Source organism: Streptomyces achromogenes subsp. achromogenes, from assembly GCF_000720835.1.
GTDB classification, from domain to species: Bacteria; Actinomycetota; Actinomycetes; order Streptomycetales; family Streptomycetaceae; genus Streptomyces; species Streptomyces achromogenes.
This window is the reverse complement of record NZ_JODT01000008.1, coordinates 198735-215888: the sequence shown is the minus strand read 5'-3', so window position 1 is coordinate 215888 and position 17154 is coordinate 198735. Positions and strand designations below refer to the sequence as shown.

Sequence of the window (17154 nt, the reverse complement as noted above, 5' to 3'; positions counted from 1 at the left end):
CACGGGCCGCGAGACCGTCGTGGTCGAGGTCGGCGGCAAGCGCCTGGAAGTCTCCCTCCCCTCGTCGCTGGGCATGAGCCTGGCCCGCACCGGCCTCGCGGCCGGGGCCAAGCCCAAGCGGCGCGCGGCGAAGAAGTCCGGCCCCGTCGCCTCCGGCGACAGAGGGCCAGGAGGTCAAGGAAGGCGACCTGATCGTCGTCCTGGAAGCCATGAAGATGGAACAGCCCCTCAACGCCCACAAGACCGGCACCATCAAGGGCCTGACCGCCGAAGTCGGCGCCTCCCTCACCTCCGGCGCCCCCATCTGCGAGATCAAGGACTGACGGGACCGAGGCCGAGGCGCGGGGGAGCGGTCAGTTGGGTACCGCTCCCTCCAGGTCGATCAGGAGCGTGCGCAGATCGTCGTTGAGCCGCTGCTGGGTGGCGAGGTCGAGGGCGGACAGCACCCGCGCCTCCGTCTCCGTCTTGGTGCCGAAGACTTCGAGCGCCCGCTGCTCCCCCTCGTCCGTGAGGCAGACCAGCACCTGGCGGCGGTCACCGGCGTCGACCTCCCGGCGCACCCACCCCTTCTTCTCCAGGGCGGCCACGCGCTTGGTGACCGCGCCGGTGGTCAGCTGCATGATGTCCTGCAGCGAACCGGCGGTCACCTGGTGCGGCGGTCCGACCCGGCGCAGGGAGGCGAGCAGCTCGATCTCCCAGGGTTCGATGCCGAAGACGGCCAGTTCGCGGCGGAGCCGGGTCTCCAGATGATGGGCGACGCGTTGAATCCGCTGGCAGAGTTCCTTGGACGTCAGGTCGGGTGCCGTGGAGACCTGCGCGACTTGCTTCATGATCACGTCGACGCGATCGACGGCTTGCTGGCGATCACCCATGGGTCTACCCTAGCTGCTGCCATTATCTTCCTGGTCGTTTAACTACCAGGAAGCGACGCAGTCGAAGGAAGGTGCCTTGCCGATGACTCGTAGCGTCTCCGCATCCGGCCCGCTGGAGGGCAGGATCGCGCTGGTGACAGGCGGCAGCCGGGGGATCGGGGCCGCGACGGCCACCACTCTCGCCGGGCTCGGGGCCGACGTCGTGCTCACGTACCGAAGTTCGCTGGCCGAGGCAGAGGCCGTGGCGGCCACGTGTGAGGAAAAAGGTGTAAAGGCCACGTTACTCCGGGCGGACCTGGACGCGGCCGACGGCGCCGAGGAACTGGTCACCGCCGTGCGGGAGCGGGTGGACCACCTCGACATCGTCGTCAACAACGCGTGCGCCTCGTACCCGCGCGTGCCGCTGTCCGACATGGACCCGACCGCGCTCGGCGACAAGGTCCGCAACGACGTCGTCCTGCTGCACCGGCTCACCACCGCCTTCGTGCCCGCGATGTGCGAGCGGGGGTACGGGCGGCTTGTCGTCATCTCCAGCGGCTCGTCCTGGGGTCCGACCGCGCCCGGTCTCGCCGCGCACGGCGTGACGAAGGCCGCGCTGGAGGGCTATGTGCGCTACGCGGCCGACGAGTTCGGCGCCGGTGGCGTCACCGTCAACGGCCTGGCCCTGGGCTTTGTCCTCACGGACGCCTCCTCCGTGGTCCCGCAGCCGGCGCGCGACGCGCTGGCCAACGCGACGCCGGCCGGACGGCTCGGCACCCCGCAGGACATCGCCAATGCCGTGTCCCTGCTGGCCCGCCCCGAGTCCGAGTGGATCAACGGGGCGACCCTGCCCGTGACCGGCGGCCTCAACTACCCGCTGAACCTGTCCCGCGTCCGCGGGCACTGACACCGGCGCGCCACTCCGGCTTGCGCGCCGTTCACGCCCGTACGCCCGTACGCCCGTACGCCCGTACGCCCGTACGCCCGTGACGTTTTCGCGCCGCGCGCGGCCGCGTGCCACTCCCGTGCATACGCGCCGCGCGCGCTCGCATAACGGGGACCGGCTGCGCGCCGTGCGCGCCCCTACGCCCGCGCCGCTCACGCGCCGTGCGGGCCCGTACGGCGCTCTCGGCCCGCGTGCCCTGGCGTGCTTCTCTCCCCCCACCCCTCGCCCGTACCGCACCGGAATCCGTGATGCAGCGATCCTCCTCAGAAGCCGCGGCCCAAGCCGTGCCCCCCACCTCCGACTCGGGCGGATCCGGCCCCGGGGACGTACGGCGTCCCGGTCCGGCCGACGACCGGCCACCGGCCCGCTGGGCGCACCGGCCGGTGATCGCCTACCGGGTCGTCTCCGTGCTGTTCACCGTCAACACCCTCGTGCAGGCCGCGCTGGCCGGGCTGTTCGTCAACGGCGACGTGGGGCTGCTCACCGCCCACGACGTCAACGCGCACGTTCTCACGATGATGCTCGTGGCCGAGACGGTCGCCGCCACCGTCGCCTGGAGGGTGCGCGCGAACCGGGTCTGGCCCACGGTCCTCGGCGCCGTCCTCCTCGTGCTGATCGTCGTCCAGCAGATCGCCGGGTACTCACGCGACCTGCTGCTGCACATCCCGCTCGGTGTCGCCCTGTTCGGCGGCGCGTGCACGATGACGGTCTGGGCGTTCACCCTCACCCTGCCCGTCCGGACGCTCAAGGCGCTGCACCGATGACCGCCCCCGTACCCGCATCCGCCCCCTCCCGCCGCGGCTTCCTGCGGCTGGCGGCGCCGGCGCGGTTGCGCTCGGCGGGCTGGCCGGTTGCGGCACGGACCGCCCCTCGACCGGTGTCCTGCTCGCCAGCGACCCGGAGGTGGAACTGCCCCGCCCGTTCACCCTGCCGCTGACCGTGCCCGCCGTGGCGGAGCCCACGCACGGCACGCACGGCACGCACGGCACGGACGTGTACGAGGTGACCCAGCGGCGCGCCTCCGTGGAGATCCTGCCCGGCACCCGCACCGAGATCTGGTCGTACGACGGCACCTTCCCCGGCCCGACCTTCCGCGCCCGCTCCGGCCGCCCCGTCCGGCTCCGGATGACCAACACCCTCCCCACGCCGACCGCGACCCATCTGCACGGCGGTGTCACCCCGCCCGGCTCCGACGGCTACCCCACCGACCTGCTGCACCCGGCGGGGCACCGCGCGGACTCCGCGCACCCCATGCGGGGGATGGCGGGCACGCACGGCGGCACGATGTCCGAGGGCGAATCCGCCACCGGCACGCGCACCTACACGTACCCGCTCCAGCAGCGGGCCGCCACCCTCTGGTACCACGACCACCGCATGGACTTCAGCGGCCCGCAGGTCTGGCGCGGGCTCGCCGGGTTCTTCCTCGTGGACGACGACGAGGAGGACGCGCTGCCGCTGCCGAAGGGCGACCGCGACATCCCGCTGCTGCTCTGCGACCGCTCCTTCGACGCCGACGGCGCCTTCCGCTACCCGTCGCTCGACCCCACCCTCACCCGCACCCCCGGCGTCCGGTCCGGCTACATGGACGGCGTGCTCGGCGACGTACAACTGGTCAACGGCCGCCCCTGGCCGTACCTGGAAGTGAGCGCGGCCCGCTACCGGCTGCGGCTGCTGAACGCGGCCAACGCGCGCCGCTACCGGCTGGCGCTCACCACCTCCGACGGCCGCCGCCTGCCCTTCGTCCAGGTCGGCAGCGACCAGGGTCTGCTGGCCCGCCCGCAGACCCTCCACTCGCTCACCATGGCCCCGGCCGAGCGCTACGACGTCGTCGTCGACCTCTCCGGCTGCGCGCCGGACACCACCGTCACGCTCGTCAACACCCTGGCGGACGGGGCGATGCGCGACGTGATGCGGTTCCACGTCACCAGCCGGGGGCGTGGCCGCGACGACAGCAGGATCCCCACCCGCCTGTCACGGCCCGAGACGCTGCGCGCGGAACAGGCCGTGACCACCCGGCACTTCGACTTCCGGCTCGGCTCGGACGACATGTGGACCGTCAACGGCCATCCCTTCGACCCGGCGCGCACCTGGGCGACACCCCGCCTGGGCACCGTCGAACGATGGCGGCTGACCAGCGACTTCCACCACCCCGTCCATCTGCACCTGGCGCACTTCCAGGTGCTGTCACGAGCCGGCGGAGCCCCCGACGCGGGCGACCGCGGCTGGAAGGACACGGTCGACCTGCGCCCGTACGAGGTCGTGGAGATCCTCGCGCGGTTCGACGGATACCGGGGGCGCTACATGCTCCACTGCCACAACCTCGAACACGAGGACATGGCGATGATGGCGAATTTCCGCGTGGTGTAACGGAAAACGATCCGGAAGGACGTACGCAATGCGCAAGAAGCAGAGCACCACCACCATCGGCGGACCGACCGCGCGCCGCGCCGTGGGCGTGGCCCTGGCCGCCGGGTTCCTGACGCTGGCCGTGGCCGCACCGCAGCCCGCGCTGGCCCTGACCGCCGCCCCGACCGCGACGACGGCGAAGTCCGCGCCGGCGACGGAGTCCGTGACGGCCACGACACCCGGGACGGCCACCCCGGCCGCGACGGCCACCACCGTTCCCTCCCCGGTGGGCACCTGGTCGGTGACGACCCAGGAGTCCGACCACCCGGCCTCGACGGGCACCCTCTTCTTCTACGCCGACCACACCCTGCGGCTGGAGGCGCACCCCGGCCCCGACGGCAAGCCGGTGTTCATCGGCACCGGCGAGTGGCACAGCGGCTACGGCGGCACACTCCACTACGAGTTCACCCACCCGCTGCCGGGCACGCGCACCGGAACGGCCTACGTCGAGCTGGACGGCGTCCTCACCTCGTCGACCGGTTTCTCCGCCTGCGGTCTGACGAAGCGCGTCTACGACGACGGCGGGACCGAGACGGTGACCATCGTCATGACGGGCACCAAGACCGCCTGACGGGCACCGCGAGAAGAGGCCGAGGGGAGGCCGAGGGGCGCCGGAGCCGCTCGGCGCCCCTCGGGCCACGGAAGCCGGCGTCGGCGGGACGCGACACCGGCGGACGCGCCGCGCCGACGGGACACGGCGTCCGCCCGGTGCGGGCGCTTCCGGTCAGCGCCGGCTCATGGCGCGGCGGCCGGGCGGGACTCGACGGCCGAGCGGACTCGGCCCGCGAGCGGGACCCGGCGGCCGGCCGGGGAGGAGCCGGGCGCTGTTCACGTCGTCCATCGAAGCCGTCCCGCGCACCCCGGGCAAGCCGGAACGGGGACCCCTGACACATCCCTGACGCGCGTGTACGGCTCCTTGACGGCGAGTCGGCACGGTCACCCGGGGCCGCGCGCAACGGCTCCGGGGCGGTGTGCGCCGGCGTGGTGCCGGACGTACACCGCCCCGGAGCGGGACGCGTCAGCGGGGTGGCCGCTACTTCGGTTCGCGGGTGAAGAGCGAGGTGGACCAGACGTAGCCGAGCACCGCCAGTCCGACGCACCAGGCGACGGCCAGCCACCCGTTGTTGCCGATCTCGGTGCCGAGCAGCAGTCCGCGCAGGGTCTCGATGGCCGGCGTGAACGGCTGGTACTCGGCGATCGGCTGGAACCAGCCCGGCATCGCGTCGACCGGCACGAACGCGCTGGACAGCAGCGGCAGCACCATCAGCGGCAGGGCGTTGTTGCTGGCCGCCTCGGCGTTCGGGCTGGACAGGCCCATGCCGACCGCGATCCAGGTGAGCGCCACGGAGACGAGCGTCAGCAGGCCGACGGCCAGGAGCCAGTCCAGGGCGGTGGCGTCCGTGGCCCGGAATCCGATGGCCACCGCGACGGCCCCCACGAGCACCACGCTCATCACGCACTGGAGCACGCTGCCGACGACATGCCCGACGAGCACCGACCCGCGGTGGATCGCCATCGTGCGGAAGCGGGCGATGATGCCCTCGGTCATGTCGGTGGCCACGGACACGGCGCTGCCGATCGTGGTGCCGCCGATGGTCATCAGCAGGATGCCCGGGACGAGATAGGCGAGGTACGCGGACCGGCCCGTCCCGCCGTCGCCGATGCCCGCGCTCATCACGTCACCGAAGATGTAGACGAAGAGCAGCAGCAGGACGACCGGCGAGAGCAGCAGGTTCAGCGTCAGCGACGGGTAGCGGCGGGCGTGCAGCAGATTGCGGCGCAGCATCGTCGAGGAGTCGCGCACGGCGAGGGACAGGGAGCTCATCGGACATCCTCCGTGGACAGGGCCGGCTTCTCGGCGCCGGCGGTGAGGGCGAAGAACACGTCGTCGAGGTCGGGGGTGTGCACGGTCAGCTCGTCCGCCTCGACCCCGGCGGCCTCCAGCCAGTCGAGCAGGGAGCGCAGTTCGCGCTGGCTGCCGTCGCTGGGGATGCGCAGCGCCAGGGCCTCGTCGTCCGGTGTGGCCTCGCGCAGCGCGGAGGCGGCGGACCGGTACGCGGACGGGTCGGAGAAGCGGAGCCGTACATGGCCGCCGGGGACCAGGCGCTTGAGCTGGTCGGCGGTGCCCTCGGCGGCGATCTTCCCGCCGTTGAGCACGGCGATGCGGTCGGCGAGCTGGTCGGCCTCCTCCAGGTACTGCGTGGTGAGGAAGACGGTGACGCCGTCCGCGACCAGCTCGCGGACGATCTGCCACATGGTGTGCCGGGAGCGCGGGTCGAGGCCGGTGGTCGGCTCGTCGAGGAAGATGATCCGCGGGGCGCCGACGAGGGTCATGGCGATGTCCAGGCGGCGCTTCATGCCGCCGGAGTAGCTCTGGGCGGGCTTCTTGGCGGCCTCGGCCAGTCCGAACCGCTCCAGCAGCTCGGTGGCCACCCGCCGCCCCTCGCGCTTGGGCAGGTGGTGCAGGTCGGCCATGAGGAGCATGTTCTCCTCGCCGGTGATCAGGCCGTCGACGGCGGAGAACTGCCCGGTGACCCCGATCGCGGCGCGCACGGCCTGTGCTTCGGCGGCGAGATCGTGGCCCGCGACCGTGGCCTGCCCGGCGTCGGCGGTGACGAGCGTGGAGAGGATCTTCACGGTGGTGGTCTTGCCGGCGCCGTTCGGCCCGAGCAGCGCGAACACGGAGCCGGCGGGGATGTGCAGATCGATGCCGTCCAGGACGGTCTTGTCGCCGTAGGACTTGCGCAGCCCGGTGGCGGAGATGGCGGCGGCGGACCGCCCGGTGTGGGACGTGGGATTGGACGTGGGCATGACAGGCATGGCGGTGGAGCCCTCCCGTTCGAGTCGGGTAAGTAAGGGGGAAGCGGAGGTGTGGCGGCGGCGAGCGGGGAGGCCGGCGGGCCCGTGGCCCGGTGCTCAGCTCCGGGCGCGGCGGATGTCGATGTTGCCGTAGCGGGTGCGGGCGCGGACCTGGACGGTGTCCTCGGCCGTGTCCGGGGCGCCGGAGGCGGTGAGCGTGTTGCGCACCTGCCCGGCGCCGGAGCTGACGTCGAGCCAGGCGGCCGTGCCCTCGCGGATGCCGAGGTCGATGGCGCCGTAGGAGGTCTCCAGCTGGACGCTGCCGCGGGCCACGTCCCCCACGCGCACGGTGCCGTGGGCGGTGGTGGCGGTGACCGAGTCCTCCGCGCGCCGCACCTCGATGTCGCCGTTGGCGTTGCTCACCCGCAGTGCGCCGGTCGCGACGTCGACGGTCGTGCCGCCGTGCGAGTTCTTCAGCACGGCCGGGCCGTCGAGGAGGCCGACCCGCAGACTGCCGGTGCTGGTGCTGATCTCGGCCCGCCCCTCGACCCGGTCCACGGTGATCGAGCCGTGCGAGGCGGTCAGCTCCAGCGGGCCGGTCGCGTCCAGGCGGACATCGCCGGACGAGGTCTTCACCCGCACCTCACCGAGCCGGCCCTCGCCGAGCACCTGGGTCCAGGCCCCGGTCATGTCGACGCGGGAGCCGGCGGGCAGCTCGACCGTCACGTCCACGACGCCGGTGCGGCCGAACAGGTTGGACTTGGGCGTCCGGATGGTCAGCGTGCCACTCGCGCAGGAGACCTCGGTCTGGTCGGCCGTCCGTACGTCCAGGTCCTTCTTCGGGTTGCGGGGCCGCACCTCCACCACGGTGTCGGGGCGGTCGCTCGCGGTGAACTGGATGGACCCGGCGTCCACCCGCGCGGTGACCGAGATCGGTTCGGGAGTGTCGAAAGAAGGCATGGCTGTCCCGTCCTCGTGGGTCTTGGGAACGTCCCCGCAGGTGGGACGTGGTGTGAGTGAAGTGAGGTGAAGTGGAGCGAGGTGAAGGGGAGCGGGTGGGGCCCGGTTAGCGCACCCAGCCCGTGAAGCGCTGCCCGACGGTCTGGGTCTTCTCCGGCGTACGCGGCCGTGCGCCACCGTCCACCGCGGCCGACACGGCCCGCACCAGCCAGGCGTTGACCGACAGCCCCTCGCGGCTCGCGGCCTCCTCGGCCCGCGCCTTGAGCTGGGCGGGCAGCCGCAGATTGACGCGGGCGGTCCCGCCCTCGTCCCCTTCGGCCGGCGCCTTGAAGGTCTCGACGGGCACGGCCGCCGCCTCCGCGGGGCCCCCGGCGTCGACGGCCGGCAGCGCCACCACGAATTCCGGGTCGAGCCCGCGCAGCCGCACGTCCACCGACCCCGGGGCGAGCTCCCGGGTGACTTCGTCCATGGCGGCGGACAGCACGTTCAGCATGGTCAGCCGAGCCGCCGACTCCAGCGGAGCGGTCAGCCGCTCGGCCAACTCCCGGGCATTCTCCCCGCCGGCTTCGGCGGCCACCGCGAGTTCGCGGCGAAGGGTTTCGACGTAGGGCGTGAGGTCCATGACGCCATCATGGCACCATCGTGGTGCCATGGGCAACCCCGTGGCACCACGAGGGGTGCCACGCATGCCGGGTCCTCCGGATATCCCCAGGTCAGCCCCGTTGCGGAATGCTCCGAGAAATCTCGGCATCGACGCCAATCCGCCCTATGGGGTGGCGCGCCGCCACAACGCGGCGCCACGGTGACACCATCTGGCACTACCTGACGCCACCATGGCGCCAAGCGCACGGCAGCCCCAGCCGACGCACGGCTGGGGCTGCGGAAGGCGGTGACTCAAGGTGTCGGCGGACCACACCCGCCTAGCGACGGCGAGCACATGGGTCGGCGCGGGTCAGCGGGCTGATGTCGTTGGTCCAGCCGGCGCCGCTGTTGGCCTTGCCCGCGAAGGGGTTGCTCTCGGTGGCGGCCTGCGGGGTCCAGGACCCGCTCAGGCTGGAGGCGGTGAAGGAGCGGAAGTAGCGCCCGTTCGCCCCCAGGAAGTTCCCGATCGGCATGCTCGCCCGGTAGATCTTGCCGTTGTCACCGGCGAAGAACAGGTACATGTTCTTCTCGTCGGCGATCAGGGTCTGGTCGAGCGGGGCGCTGTCGGGGATGCCGCCGGTGAACAGCGGCTGCGGGGCGGACCAGCCGTCGGGGTCGGTGGGGTCGCTCGACGTGCGGTAGATGAAGGGCGAGGCACCCCACTGGGAGGCCAGCACCCAGATCTTCTTGGGCGCGAAGTAGAACAGCGTGGGCGCCACCGCGGACTGGCTCATCCCGGTCTGCCCGGCCGTAGCCATGTCCGGCCAGTTGGTGAAGGGACGGAACGCCATCGAGCCGTACGACGTCCCGCCCGACACGTTCGAGCCGTACACCAGGTGCTTGCCGTTGTACGTCACGGTGGTGAAGTCCTTCAGCGAGGTCCACCCGTACGCCGGCTGCGCCAGCGCACCGGTCGACGTCCACCGGTAGGCCGAGGGAAGCGCACAAGCCGACCTGTCCGCGCCGGAGGGCGGCTGGTTGGCTCCGCCGTGGCAGTCCCGGACCGACGAATTCGTGCCGTCGGCCTGGCCGGCGTCCGGCACGTCGGGACACCGGCCGGAACCGACGCCGCGCACGGTGCCACTGGTGGCCGCCTGAGCCGGGCCGGCGACGAGCAGCGCCGCCAAGGAGGCCAGGGCCGCGATCACGGCGGCGAACACCGCGGGCAGACGCCCGCGGCTGAACTTTCCTAAGTGCATGGGAACCTCGTCATCCATGAGCCGGCGATCCCGGCGTGTTCGCTATATCGAACAAGGGTCGAAGAGTCGAGCAAGCTGGATGATGAGAGAACCGGAGAACAGCGTCAATACCTCAAGCACTGTTCTCGGAGCGCATCGCGCCGGCGCCGGACCACGCACCGGCGCCATGTCGACCGGGCGACGCCATCGGCAGACGTCAGCCGTCGAGGAGACGCTGGAGTTCGTCCAGCGACAGACGCGCTTCCCGTGCGGCGGTGTCTCCGTCGAAGCGGACTCCCTCGGCGGCCAGGATGTCCGCCGGGGTGTCCGTACGCGTCGGGTCGGCCCAGCGGAAGTTGGAGCTGACACGTCCAGCGGCGTTGAGGACCCGCCAGGGACTGGGGCACCGGTCGCAGGTGGCCAGGTGGGTGCCGACGGGTTGGGCGTGGCTGCCGATGACGGTGGCCACGTCGCCGTACGTGGTCCAGCGTCCGGGAGGAACGGCTCTCAGCAGCGTGTGCAGGCTCGTCCAGTCCTTTCCCGCGCCGCGCAGCCGCCTGGCCAGGGACGCGAGATCGGTCCCCGCCAGTGTCGCCCACTCGTCCGGGTCGACGCTGTCCGGGACGTGGCCTGTGTCGACGTCCCACCAGGTCGTGCCCTGGATACCGTCGGCCTTCCTGCCGGTGACGGCGGTGAACACGTGCTCGGCCAGTCCGCTCGCCGAGTACGACGTGCCGTCGCCGTCCCAGATCAGGGGCTTGGCGGTGTTGTTGCTCCAGGTCGCTGTCGCGCGGCTGGGATCCTCGCCCACCCAGTCGACGATCGCCTCGCGGATGGACTCGGTCGTGCCGTGCCGTGGCGTCAGCCGCAGCCTGGTTCCGTCCGGCAGCAGCCCGGCGTCTCGACGAGTATGTGGACCGCATTGCGGGCCCGCGAGCGCTCCTCCAGCTTCTTGGCGGCGGCTTTCGCCTCGTCCCGGGCCGGCGCGAGGGTGAACTCCTCGACCTCCGGCGTCGGGTAGACCTTGGTGAAGCCGGCGACCAGGTGCCCTTCAACTTTCCACAGGCCGACCTGGACGAGGTCGATGTCCAGGTTCATCTCCGACAGCCACACGACGGTGTGGGTCACCTGCTTGGGGAAGCCGGCGGCGATGATGACCTGCCGGGGGCGCTGAAGCAGTTCCGGGCTCCACTCCCCGTCGACGTGGTCGAGGAGTCGCTGCCTGCACGCCTCCAGGCCGACGTCCTGCCCTCGGCCGGCGAGGAAGTCACGGTGTGCCTGGGCCAGGGTGCCGAGGTCGAAGCGGGACACCAGCGCGGCGTACGTGATCGCCTGAAGGTGGACGTCCCGGTCGGCGGTCCCCCGCTTCAGCTCGACCACCACGAGGCGGCCCGTGGCATCCAGCCCCAGCACGTCCAGCCGGTCCCGCGCCGGTATCCCGTCCGTGTCGGCCCACCGGTCGAACTCCGCGGTGATCACCAGCACCGACTCGCCCAGGATCTGCGGATTGCCGATCACCCACTCCTGAAGGTGCCGCCGCTCGAGCAACCCCTCCGCGGCCAGCCCGGTCGGTGAGACCGGCATCGCGGTCGCCCCCGAAACCGTGAAGAGATGATCCACCCTGCCCCCTCCTCCACCCGACGCCACAAGCCGAGCGATCAGAGCCTACGGCGAGCACGACTCCCGACACACTCATCCTTCAGGACGGCGGCCGGCTCTCCCGCGTGCAGGCAGCGTTCAGAACCGCTTATCACCTCCCGCGGGTCGGCTCCATCGCCGTGGGCACCGACGAACCGAACCACCTGGGGGAACTTGTTGGAGCGCTGGCGGGCCAGGTGGAGGAGCGGACCGTGCAGGAATACCGAAGGCTCCTCCGCGACCGCTCGGGTGATCAGTCCTCCTGAAGCTCCTCGATGACCTGCCCGGCCATGCGCCGCGCGGGCTCCAACCGGGGATCCTCCGGGTGCGCGTACGGCCCCAGGATCTTGGAGCAGACGAACAGCGTCATCAGCTTGCCGTCCCGGCTCTCGAAGTCCCGCCGACGCTCCTGCCGTACACGATCGGCCAGAGACGGGACGGCGAGCGAGCTCCTCCACAGGGAGGCGGAATCCAGCCCCTGTGGGGCGTTCCCCCAGTCCTCCCAGTCGAAGAGACTGAACACCGGCGCCGTCACGTTGGCCCAGTTCAGGTCGGCGTGGGCCGGCACCCAACGCTGGACGGTCGTATCGAAGTCGCCGGAGAAGACAGCTCGGATGGACTCGGTGACCGACGCCTGGGTGATGGTCTCGGTGTCAGGGGTGGCGACTCGCCTCGTCTGGTGCGCTGCCAGCGCGTCCAGAGAGGCGTTCAACCCATCCCACCACTCGTCCGGGAGTTCCGGGGCCTCGCTCAGAATGGCGTTTCCGACGGGCGCGGCCGGCAGGAGGTCGGTTTCGTCGGCTCGCCACATGACCGGTTCGTTCGTGTCCCGCCAGACGACGCACCCCCGCCATGTCGGCTGGGCGACGCCATCCAAGCGGGCGGCGCATTCCGCGCCGTTCCATCCTTGATCGGTGATCTTGCCGAGCAGGCGTCGCTCGATGCGGACCCAGGTCTCGCGGTCTGTCCGGGCTCCCACGGACCGGCGCTTGCGTACCACCGTACCCGGGAGGAATCGCACCTGCAGAGACCGCGCGACGCGATCCAGAACCTCGTCAACCGGCTGTTCGCGTAGGTCAACAGCCTGACTCGTGCAGACCGAGAGCGTCATACACGCGACCGTAGCAGCGGGGCAGCGAGAGGTAGTCCAACAGGAGGCACCAACGATTACGGTCCGACTCCGGGCTCGTCTGCGGAAACCACTCAGGGGCCTGATCCACTAACTGGATCAGGCCCCTGACCTGGTACTACGGCGTCGGGGTGGCGGGATTTGAACCCACGACCTCTTCGTCCCGAATGAGGTTCGGTTGGGGAGACTGCCAGCAGCGACGGCATTTCCGCAGGTCAGATGGGTGGGATCGGTTGGTGTCGGGTGGCCTGGAAGGGGTTCGGGGAGCGGGTTGGCTCCCAGATGGCTCCCAGGCAGGGGGGTAGCCCTGGCGCCAGGGCGGGGCGACCCCCGTGCCTACGCGTTGCCCGTGGCGCGACGCCGAAGGTCGTCAATGTAGTCGGGACGGAGAATGTGGCGGCATCGCGGACGCTTCCCCGCGTTGATGTCCCTCACGTACTTGGCGAGACGCTCTGGGTTCTCGCCCGACCACCCATGCGCGAGAGCCCACCCCTGCATGGCTTCACCGTCCATCCGGATGCCGGCGTCGTGCAGAGCCAGAAGACTGCTCACGACCACGTCCTTATCGCGGCCGGCAGAGATCGTGTTGTTGTGGTTGACGGTCAGCGTTAGGCTCTTCAGCGCTTCGACGACGATCGGGTCGAGTGCCGGCGTCAAGTCTTCCCACGCCGAACCGTCGCCAAGGATTGATGGCCTGACGGCTGTCACCCACGGCCGGATCTCGTCTTCGTTCCACGTGATCACGCAAAGCGCGCGAATGCGGCTGCCACCGTGCTGAACCAATTTGCCGATGTCCGTCATGTCTGGCCAGGCCATGAGTACTGGACCGTTTCCACGGACGGACCCACCGCCCCGGCCGGTAACGTGCTCGACGTTGGGGTGCCGGGCCACAAGCTGTTCCAATTCGGAGCAGTTCCTCAGGTTGGACCTGAGGCTGGTCCAGACAGTGAGTCTGTCGCCGTCCTCCATGTGCTCGTAGCACCAGTCGACTGCCGCGTCCACACCTTCGGCGTCATAGCTGGCGACAGCGCATGGAAAGTTCACGTCGCGATCGAACATCCCTGCTCCCTGCTTCTCGGGCCGGACAGGGCTCACGCTACGCGCGGGCACTGACAAACGCTCACTTTCCCCAAGGCTCAAGTGCGGGGTCCTGGCAGCCTCCGTTGGCTGGCTGGACGGCGGACGTCACCTGGTTTGGGTCGCCAGCCGACGGTGTCACCGCTTCTCCGTTATTGGGCTACAGGGTTCCGTGCTCCAGGATGTCGTCGAGGGCGTCGCTCTGACGGCGGATTACAACTCGTCCGTCACCGTCGCTGTACACAACGACGGCGGTTCCCGGATCCAAGCCGGCCTCGGCGAGTACGCCCAAGGGGATCTCAACGGCACCGGCTTCGGACACGACCGTTTCGGCTGGCTCCCTAATCATTCCGCCAGTCTGCCACCCTGGGTGCGGCCGTCGTCGTGTCACCCTCACGACCTGGTAGCACTTGGGTGCTTCCGCGAGGGAGAGATGCCTCGTCAGCTCACTCGCCGACCATGGGCGGGTCGGTTTCTACGAAACCCGCTGGATCCGCCTCGGGTACGTCCTCGATGCGCTGACCACCGCGGTAGTACCGCCAGGCGCTCTTGTAAGTTCGAGGACTGTCGTCATACATGATCACGTATCCCATGAGAGCGGTGATCTGCCACTGGTCCGGTATCTCCGCGGAGATCAGTTGGAAGACCTGGTCAGCGGTCATTGACTCCGAGGGGACAGTCACATATCGACTCTTGAAGCCGTCATGCTTCCCATAGCGGAAGTTGTAGGGCAAACCGACCTTAACCGCTTCCAGGAGCTCCTGCAGTGTCGTTTCCCCGGCTCGTAGGCCCTCGACCGGTCGGTCGAGGTCGATGGGGAATAGCACGTCAAAGTGATTCCGCTTTAGTACGGTGCTGTCCCGCTGGCGCCCGGGGTCCTTATTGCCGAACCCGTTGTTGTTCCAGGGAATGTCTCCCATGCCCTTGTGGTGGCTGATCAGGAGCTGTTCGGGGGCGAGTGCCGAGAAGTCTTCGGCCACGTAGAGACAGGAGAAGGCCATCTCGTCGAGCGAAATCCTCCGACGCCCCGAGATCTTGCGCTTATGGTTGCGGAGCCGCGCGGGCAACGACCTATCAGCCTTGCCGACGTAGACGAAGCTGCCGTTCAAGTAGAGCTGGTAGACGCCGGGCTTTTCCTTGAGGGCCGCGATGCTCCGGTCCGTCAGGGGGGCCCTGTCTAGCCCGTCCAGAGCCGCTGCCAGCTGGTCACCGAGCGCCTTCGTGATGCTGAGAGTGAAGTCCTTGTGGTACTGCGTGCCATCGTCGGGGCTCACCACCGGCGCCATCCGTCCCGCTCCCCTTGGTCGACCTGATCCCCCGCAGACCCTATCGGTGCCCCTGCCATGACAGGAAACCTCCTCCCTGATATGGCTTGATGATCGCTAACTCCGCGGTATGCTTTTGGAATGGCTGAGCTGCAAGAAGGATCTAAGAGGGATCGCACGGGCGTTGAGCTGTTCGCTGGCGCTGGCGGTCTGGCCATGGCCGTTCACCGCGCGGGCTTCCGTCCGCTGCTCTTCAACGAGTTCGCCAAGCGGGCGTGCGAGACCCTGGAGGCGAACGTTGCCGTGCGGGTGCCCGCCAGTGAGAGGCCGGCTGTGCCTGGCCCCGGGGAGAGGGTCCCTCTTGTCGCGGGGGACGTCCAAGAGCTGGACATGAGGTATCTGGCGGGCCGGGTCGACGTGCTCGCTGGAGGGCCGCCCTGTCAGCCGTTCAGCCTCGGTGGTGTCGCCAAGGGCGACGAGGACAAGCGGAACATGTTCCCGCAGATGTTCAGGGCTGTGCGCCAGATCCGCCCGAAGGCGGTCATCTGCGAGAACGTGCGAGGTTTGCTCAGGCCGTCCTTTAAGCCCTATTTCGACTATATTATGCGGGAGTTGGAGCTCCCCTTCGAGGAGCGGGCAAAAGGGGCTACCTGGCAGCAGCACGACGCTTACCTGCTGGAACGACTCAAGCGGGAGCCTGATGACCCGACGGAGCGCTACGACATCGTGATGATGCCGGTCAATGCTGCGGACTATGGGGTTCCCCAGATCCGCAACCGCGTGATCATCGTCGCCTTCCGTCGGGACCTGAAGGTCGACCTGGCACTGTTCAGGCGACTCGTTCAGCCGACGCACTCGGAGACTGCCCTGATGCGGTCCATGGCGGACGGCGGTTATTGGGAACGGCATTCGGATGTTCCTGACCATGTGCGAGAGCGGGTCATGGCCCGTCTCCCGGCGACCCTGCCCATGGGCGACGGTCTGCGGCCCTGGCACACTCTGCGAGACGCGATCGCGGGCATCGGCGACAACAAGCCTCTGCCTGAGGTCCCTGACGAGTGGTTGGATCGGACCGAGCACCTTCTTGGCGGCTTCACGGAACACATCGGATGGCCCGGAGCTCGCATCTACGATGGGCATACGCCCAACGAACTCGACCGCCCCGCGAAGACCGTAAAGGCTGGCGTGCATGGTGTTCCGGGTGGTGAGTCGGTGATGCTCCTGGATGAGTTGGTCGCCGACAGGGATGCCCCCGACGGAGTCAGGTATAAGCACCGGTACATGACTGTGCGGGAGACGGCGCGAGTCATGACATTTCCCGACTCCTGGATCCTGAAAGGTCCCCGCGGGGAAAAGATGCGCCAACTGGGCAATGCCGTACCCGTTGCCCTTGGGGAAGTCTTCGCGAGAGCTGTAGCCTCTGTGTTGGATGAAGCGGAGGAGCGTAAAAAGTGACTGGGCCCACAAAAAGGGCGCAGAGTGGCTGGAACCAAGCTCTACCCTCCGACCGGGCTTGGAAAGGGCGCCCAAGCAGAAGCCGGACGGCTGTCGCGGCGGAACAGGACCGGGCCGCCGGCGGACGCCATCGACGATTGGTAGACCTCGGCCAGGGCCGAGTTGCTCGGGCCTCTGTGGAGTTGAAGGTCCTTCCGGGTACTCGACGTATTCGCGCGTACCTGCGTTGGTCTGACAGTGGGAAGTCGCCAGCCCGCTACCTCGGACAAGTCGAGCACGAAACCCGCGCCGAAAACCTCGCCGAGGGCTGGAGGATGGCCCGGGAAAAGGGATTGCTTACTGAGGAACCGGTCGCAGAGGGATCGTGGGCTTCTTCGTCTGCGGTTCGGGCCTCAATGCGAGGTAATCGGAACAAGGACACTAAACCTGAGCTGCGGCTACGGTCATTGCTCCACCAACAAGGTCTTCGCTACCGCGTCGCGACCCGGCCCCTACCCGATCTGCGGCGTACGGCCGATATCGTCTTTTCTAAGGCGAAAGTCGCGGTATTCGTTGATGGCTGTTACTGGCACGGCTGCCCGCAGCACTTGCGTCCCGCGACCGTGAACGCCGGATTCTGGAGCGCGAAGATCGAGGGTAACCGGGCCAGGGACGCGGAGACGGACCGGCTGCTGCGAGAGGCTGGGTGGACGGTCGTGCGTGTGTGGGAGCACGAGGACCCAGTGCAAGCTGCTGCTCGCGTAGCCGGGATTGTGCGAGGTGCGCCTGGTCCAGCCGCCTGAGTCCTCAGGCGGACGTGGAGGTGGCT

Annotated in this window: 16 protein-coding genes and 2 pseudogenes; 7 read left to right on the top strand and 11 right to left on the bottom strand. The window is 69.4% G+C overall.

What is annotated here, in order from left to right; genetic code table 11:
* Positions 1-323: pseudogene (locus IH25_RS39275) on the top strand (biotin/lipoyl-containing protein); the annotation flags it as partial.
* Between the two features lie 30 nt (positions 324-353).
* Here IH25_RS39275 and IH25_RS0110735 read toward each other — a convergent pair.
* On the bottom strand, positions 354-872 hold the full coding sequence (locus tag IH25_RS0110735) for a MarR family winged helix-turn-helix transcriptional regulator (RefSeq protein ID WP_030606538.1): 519 nt from the start codon (positions 870-872) through the stop codon (positions 354-356).
* Positions 873-954: 82 nt separating this feature from the next.
* Between IH25_RS0110735 and IH25_RS0110730 the strand changes: the two genes are divergently transcribed.
* The 4 genes from IH25_RS0110730 to IH25_RS0110715 all read left to right on the top strand — a co-directional run bounded on the left by IH25_RS0110730 (position 955) and on the right by IH25_RS0110715 (position 4774).
* Positions 955-1758, top strand: a complete 804-nt coding sequence (locus IH25_RS0110730) for an SDR family oxidoreductase (protein ID WP_051753871.1) — start codon at positions 955-957, stop codon at positions 1756-1758.
* Between the two features lie 323 nt (positions 1759-2081).
* On the top strand, positions 2082-2561 hold the full coding sequence (locus IH25_RS0110725; protein WP_051753870.1) for a hypothetical protein: 480 nt from the start codon (positions 2082-2084) through the stop codon (positions 2559-2561).
* 139 nt (positions 2562-2700) lie between these two features.
* Complete coding sequence (locus IH25_RS0110720) at positions 2701-4164, top strand: multicopper oxidase family protein (protein ID WP_245172751.1); 1464 nt, start codon at positions 2701-2703, stop codon at positions 4162-4164.
* Positions 4165-4192: 28 nt separating this feature from the next.
* Positions 4193-4774: a hypothetical protein gene (locus tag IH25_RS0110715; RefSeq protein WP_030606526.1), complete on the top strand. Its 582-nt coding sequence runs from the start codon at positions 4193-4195 to the stop codon at positions 4772-4774.
* 462 nt (positions 4775-5236) lie between these two features.
* On the opposite strand, the gene IH25_RS0110710 is transcribed toward IH25_RS0110715, so the two are convergent.
* The 10 genes and pseudogenes from IH25_RS0110710 to IH25_RS0110660 form a co-directional block, all read right to left on the bottom strand.
* Positions 5237-6028 (bottom strand): ABC transporter permease, encoded by a 792-nt coding sequence (locus IH25_RS0110710; protein WP_030606523.1) that lies wholly within the window; start codon positions 6026-6028, stop codon positions 5237-5239.
* Positions 6025-7014 (bottom strand): daunorubicin resistance protein DrrA family ABC transporter ATP-binding protein, encoded by a 990-nt coding sequence (locus IH25_RS0110705; protein ID WP_030606520.1) that lies wholly within the window; start codon positions 7012-7014, stop codon positions 6025-6027. Before IH25_RS0110705 ends, IH25_RS0110710 begins: the two co-directional genes overlap by 4 nt.
* A 105-nt stretch (positions 7015-7119) precedes the next feature.
* On the bottom strand, positions 7120-7962 hold the full coding sequence (locus tag IH25_RS0110700; RefSeq protein ID WP_030606517.1) for a DUF4097 family beta strand repeat-containing protein: 843 nt from the start codon (positions 7960-7962) through the stop codon (positions 7120-7122).
* 106 nt (positions 7963-8068) lie between these two features.
* Positions 8069-8584, bottom strand: a complete 516-nt coding sequence (locus tag IH25_RS0110695; RefSeq protein WP_030606514.1) for a toxin-antitoxin system HicB family antitoxin — start codon at positions 8582-8584, stop codon at positions 8069-8071.
* A 316-nt stretch (positions 8585-8900) separates the two neighbouring features.
* Positions 8901-9803 (bottom strand): annotated as a pseudogene (locus IH25_RS0110690) (non-reducing end alpha-L-arabinofuranosidase family hydrolase); the annotation flags it as partial.
* A 196-nt stretch (positions 9804-9999) separates the two neighbouring features.
* Positions 10000-10593 carry an MGMT family protein gene (locus IH25_RS42225; protein ID WP_245172750.1) on the bottom strand — a complete coding sequence of 198 codons (594 nt, stop codon included), beginning with the start codon at positions 10591-10593 and terminating at the stop codon, positions 10000-10002.
* Between the two features lie 50 nt (positions 10594-10643).
* Positions 10644-11402, bottom strand: coding sequence for a PDDEXK family nuclease (locus IH25_RS42220; protein WP_245172749.1), 759 nt, complete (start codon positions 11400-11402; stop codon positions 10644-10646).
* A gap of 271 nt (positions 11403-11673) precedes the next feature.
* Positions 11674-12531, bottom strand: coding sequence for a hypothetical protein (locus IH25_RS0110675; protein WP_030606504.1), 858 nt, complete (start codon positions 12529-12531; stop codon positions 11674-11676).
* Between the two features lie 354 nt (positions 12532-12885).
* Positions 12886-13608 carry a hypothetical protein gene (locus IH25_RS0110670; RefSeq protein ID WP_030606501.1) on the bottom strand — a complete coding sequence of 241 codons (723 nt, stop codon included), beginning with the start codon at positions 13606-13608 and terminating at the stop codon, positions 12886-12888.
* Between the two features lie 464 nt (positions 13609-14072).
* On the bottom strand, positions 14073-14912 hold the full coding sequence (locus tag IH25_RS0110660; protein ID WP_030606495.1) for a GIY-YIG nuclease family protein: 840 nt from the start codon (positions 14910-14912) through the stop codon (positions 14073-14075).
* A gap of 120 nt (positions 14913-15032) precedes the next feature.
* Here IH25_RS0110660 and IH25_RS0110655 point away from each other — a divergent pair, with 120 nt between their 5' ends.
* Together IH25_RS0110655 and IH25_RS39270 are read left to right on the top strand one after the other, a co-directional pair.
* On the top strand, positions 15033-16346 hold the full coding sequence (locus IH25_RS0110655; RefSeq protein ID WP_030606490.1) for a DNA cytosine methyltransferase: 1314 nt from the start codon (positions 15033-15035) through the stop codon (positions 16344-16346).
* A gap of 314 nt (positions 16347-16660) precedes the next feature.
* Positions 16661-17128 carry a very short patch repair endonuclease gene (locus IH25_RS39270; protein WP_342447345.1) on the top strand — a complete coding sequence of 156 codons (468 nt, stop codon included), beginning with the start codon at positions 16661-16663 and terminating at the stop codon, positions 17126-17128.
* Positions 17129-17154: the final 26 nt, after the last annotated feature.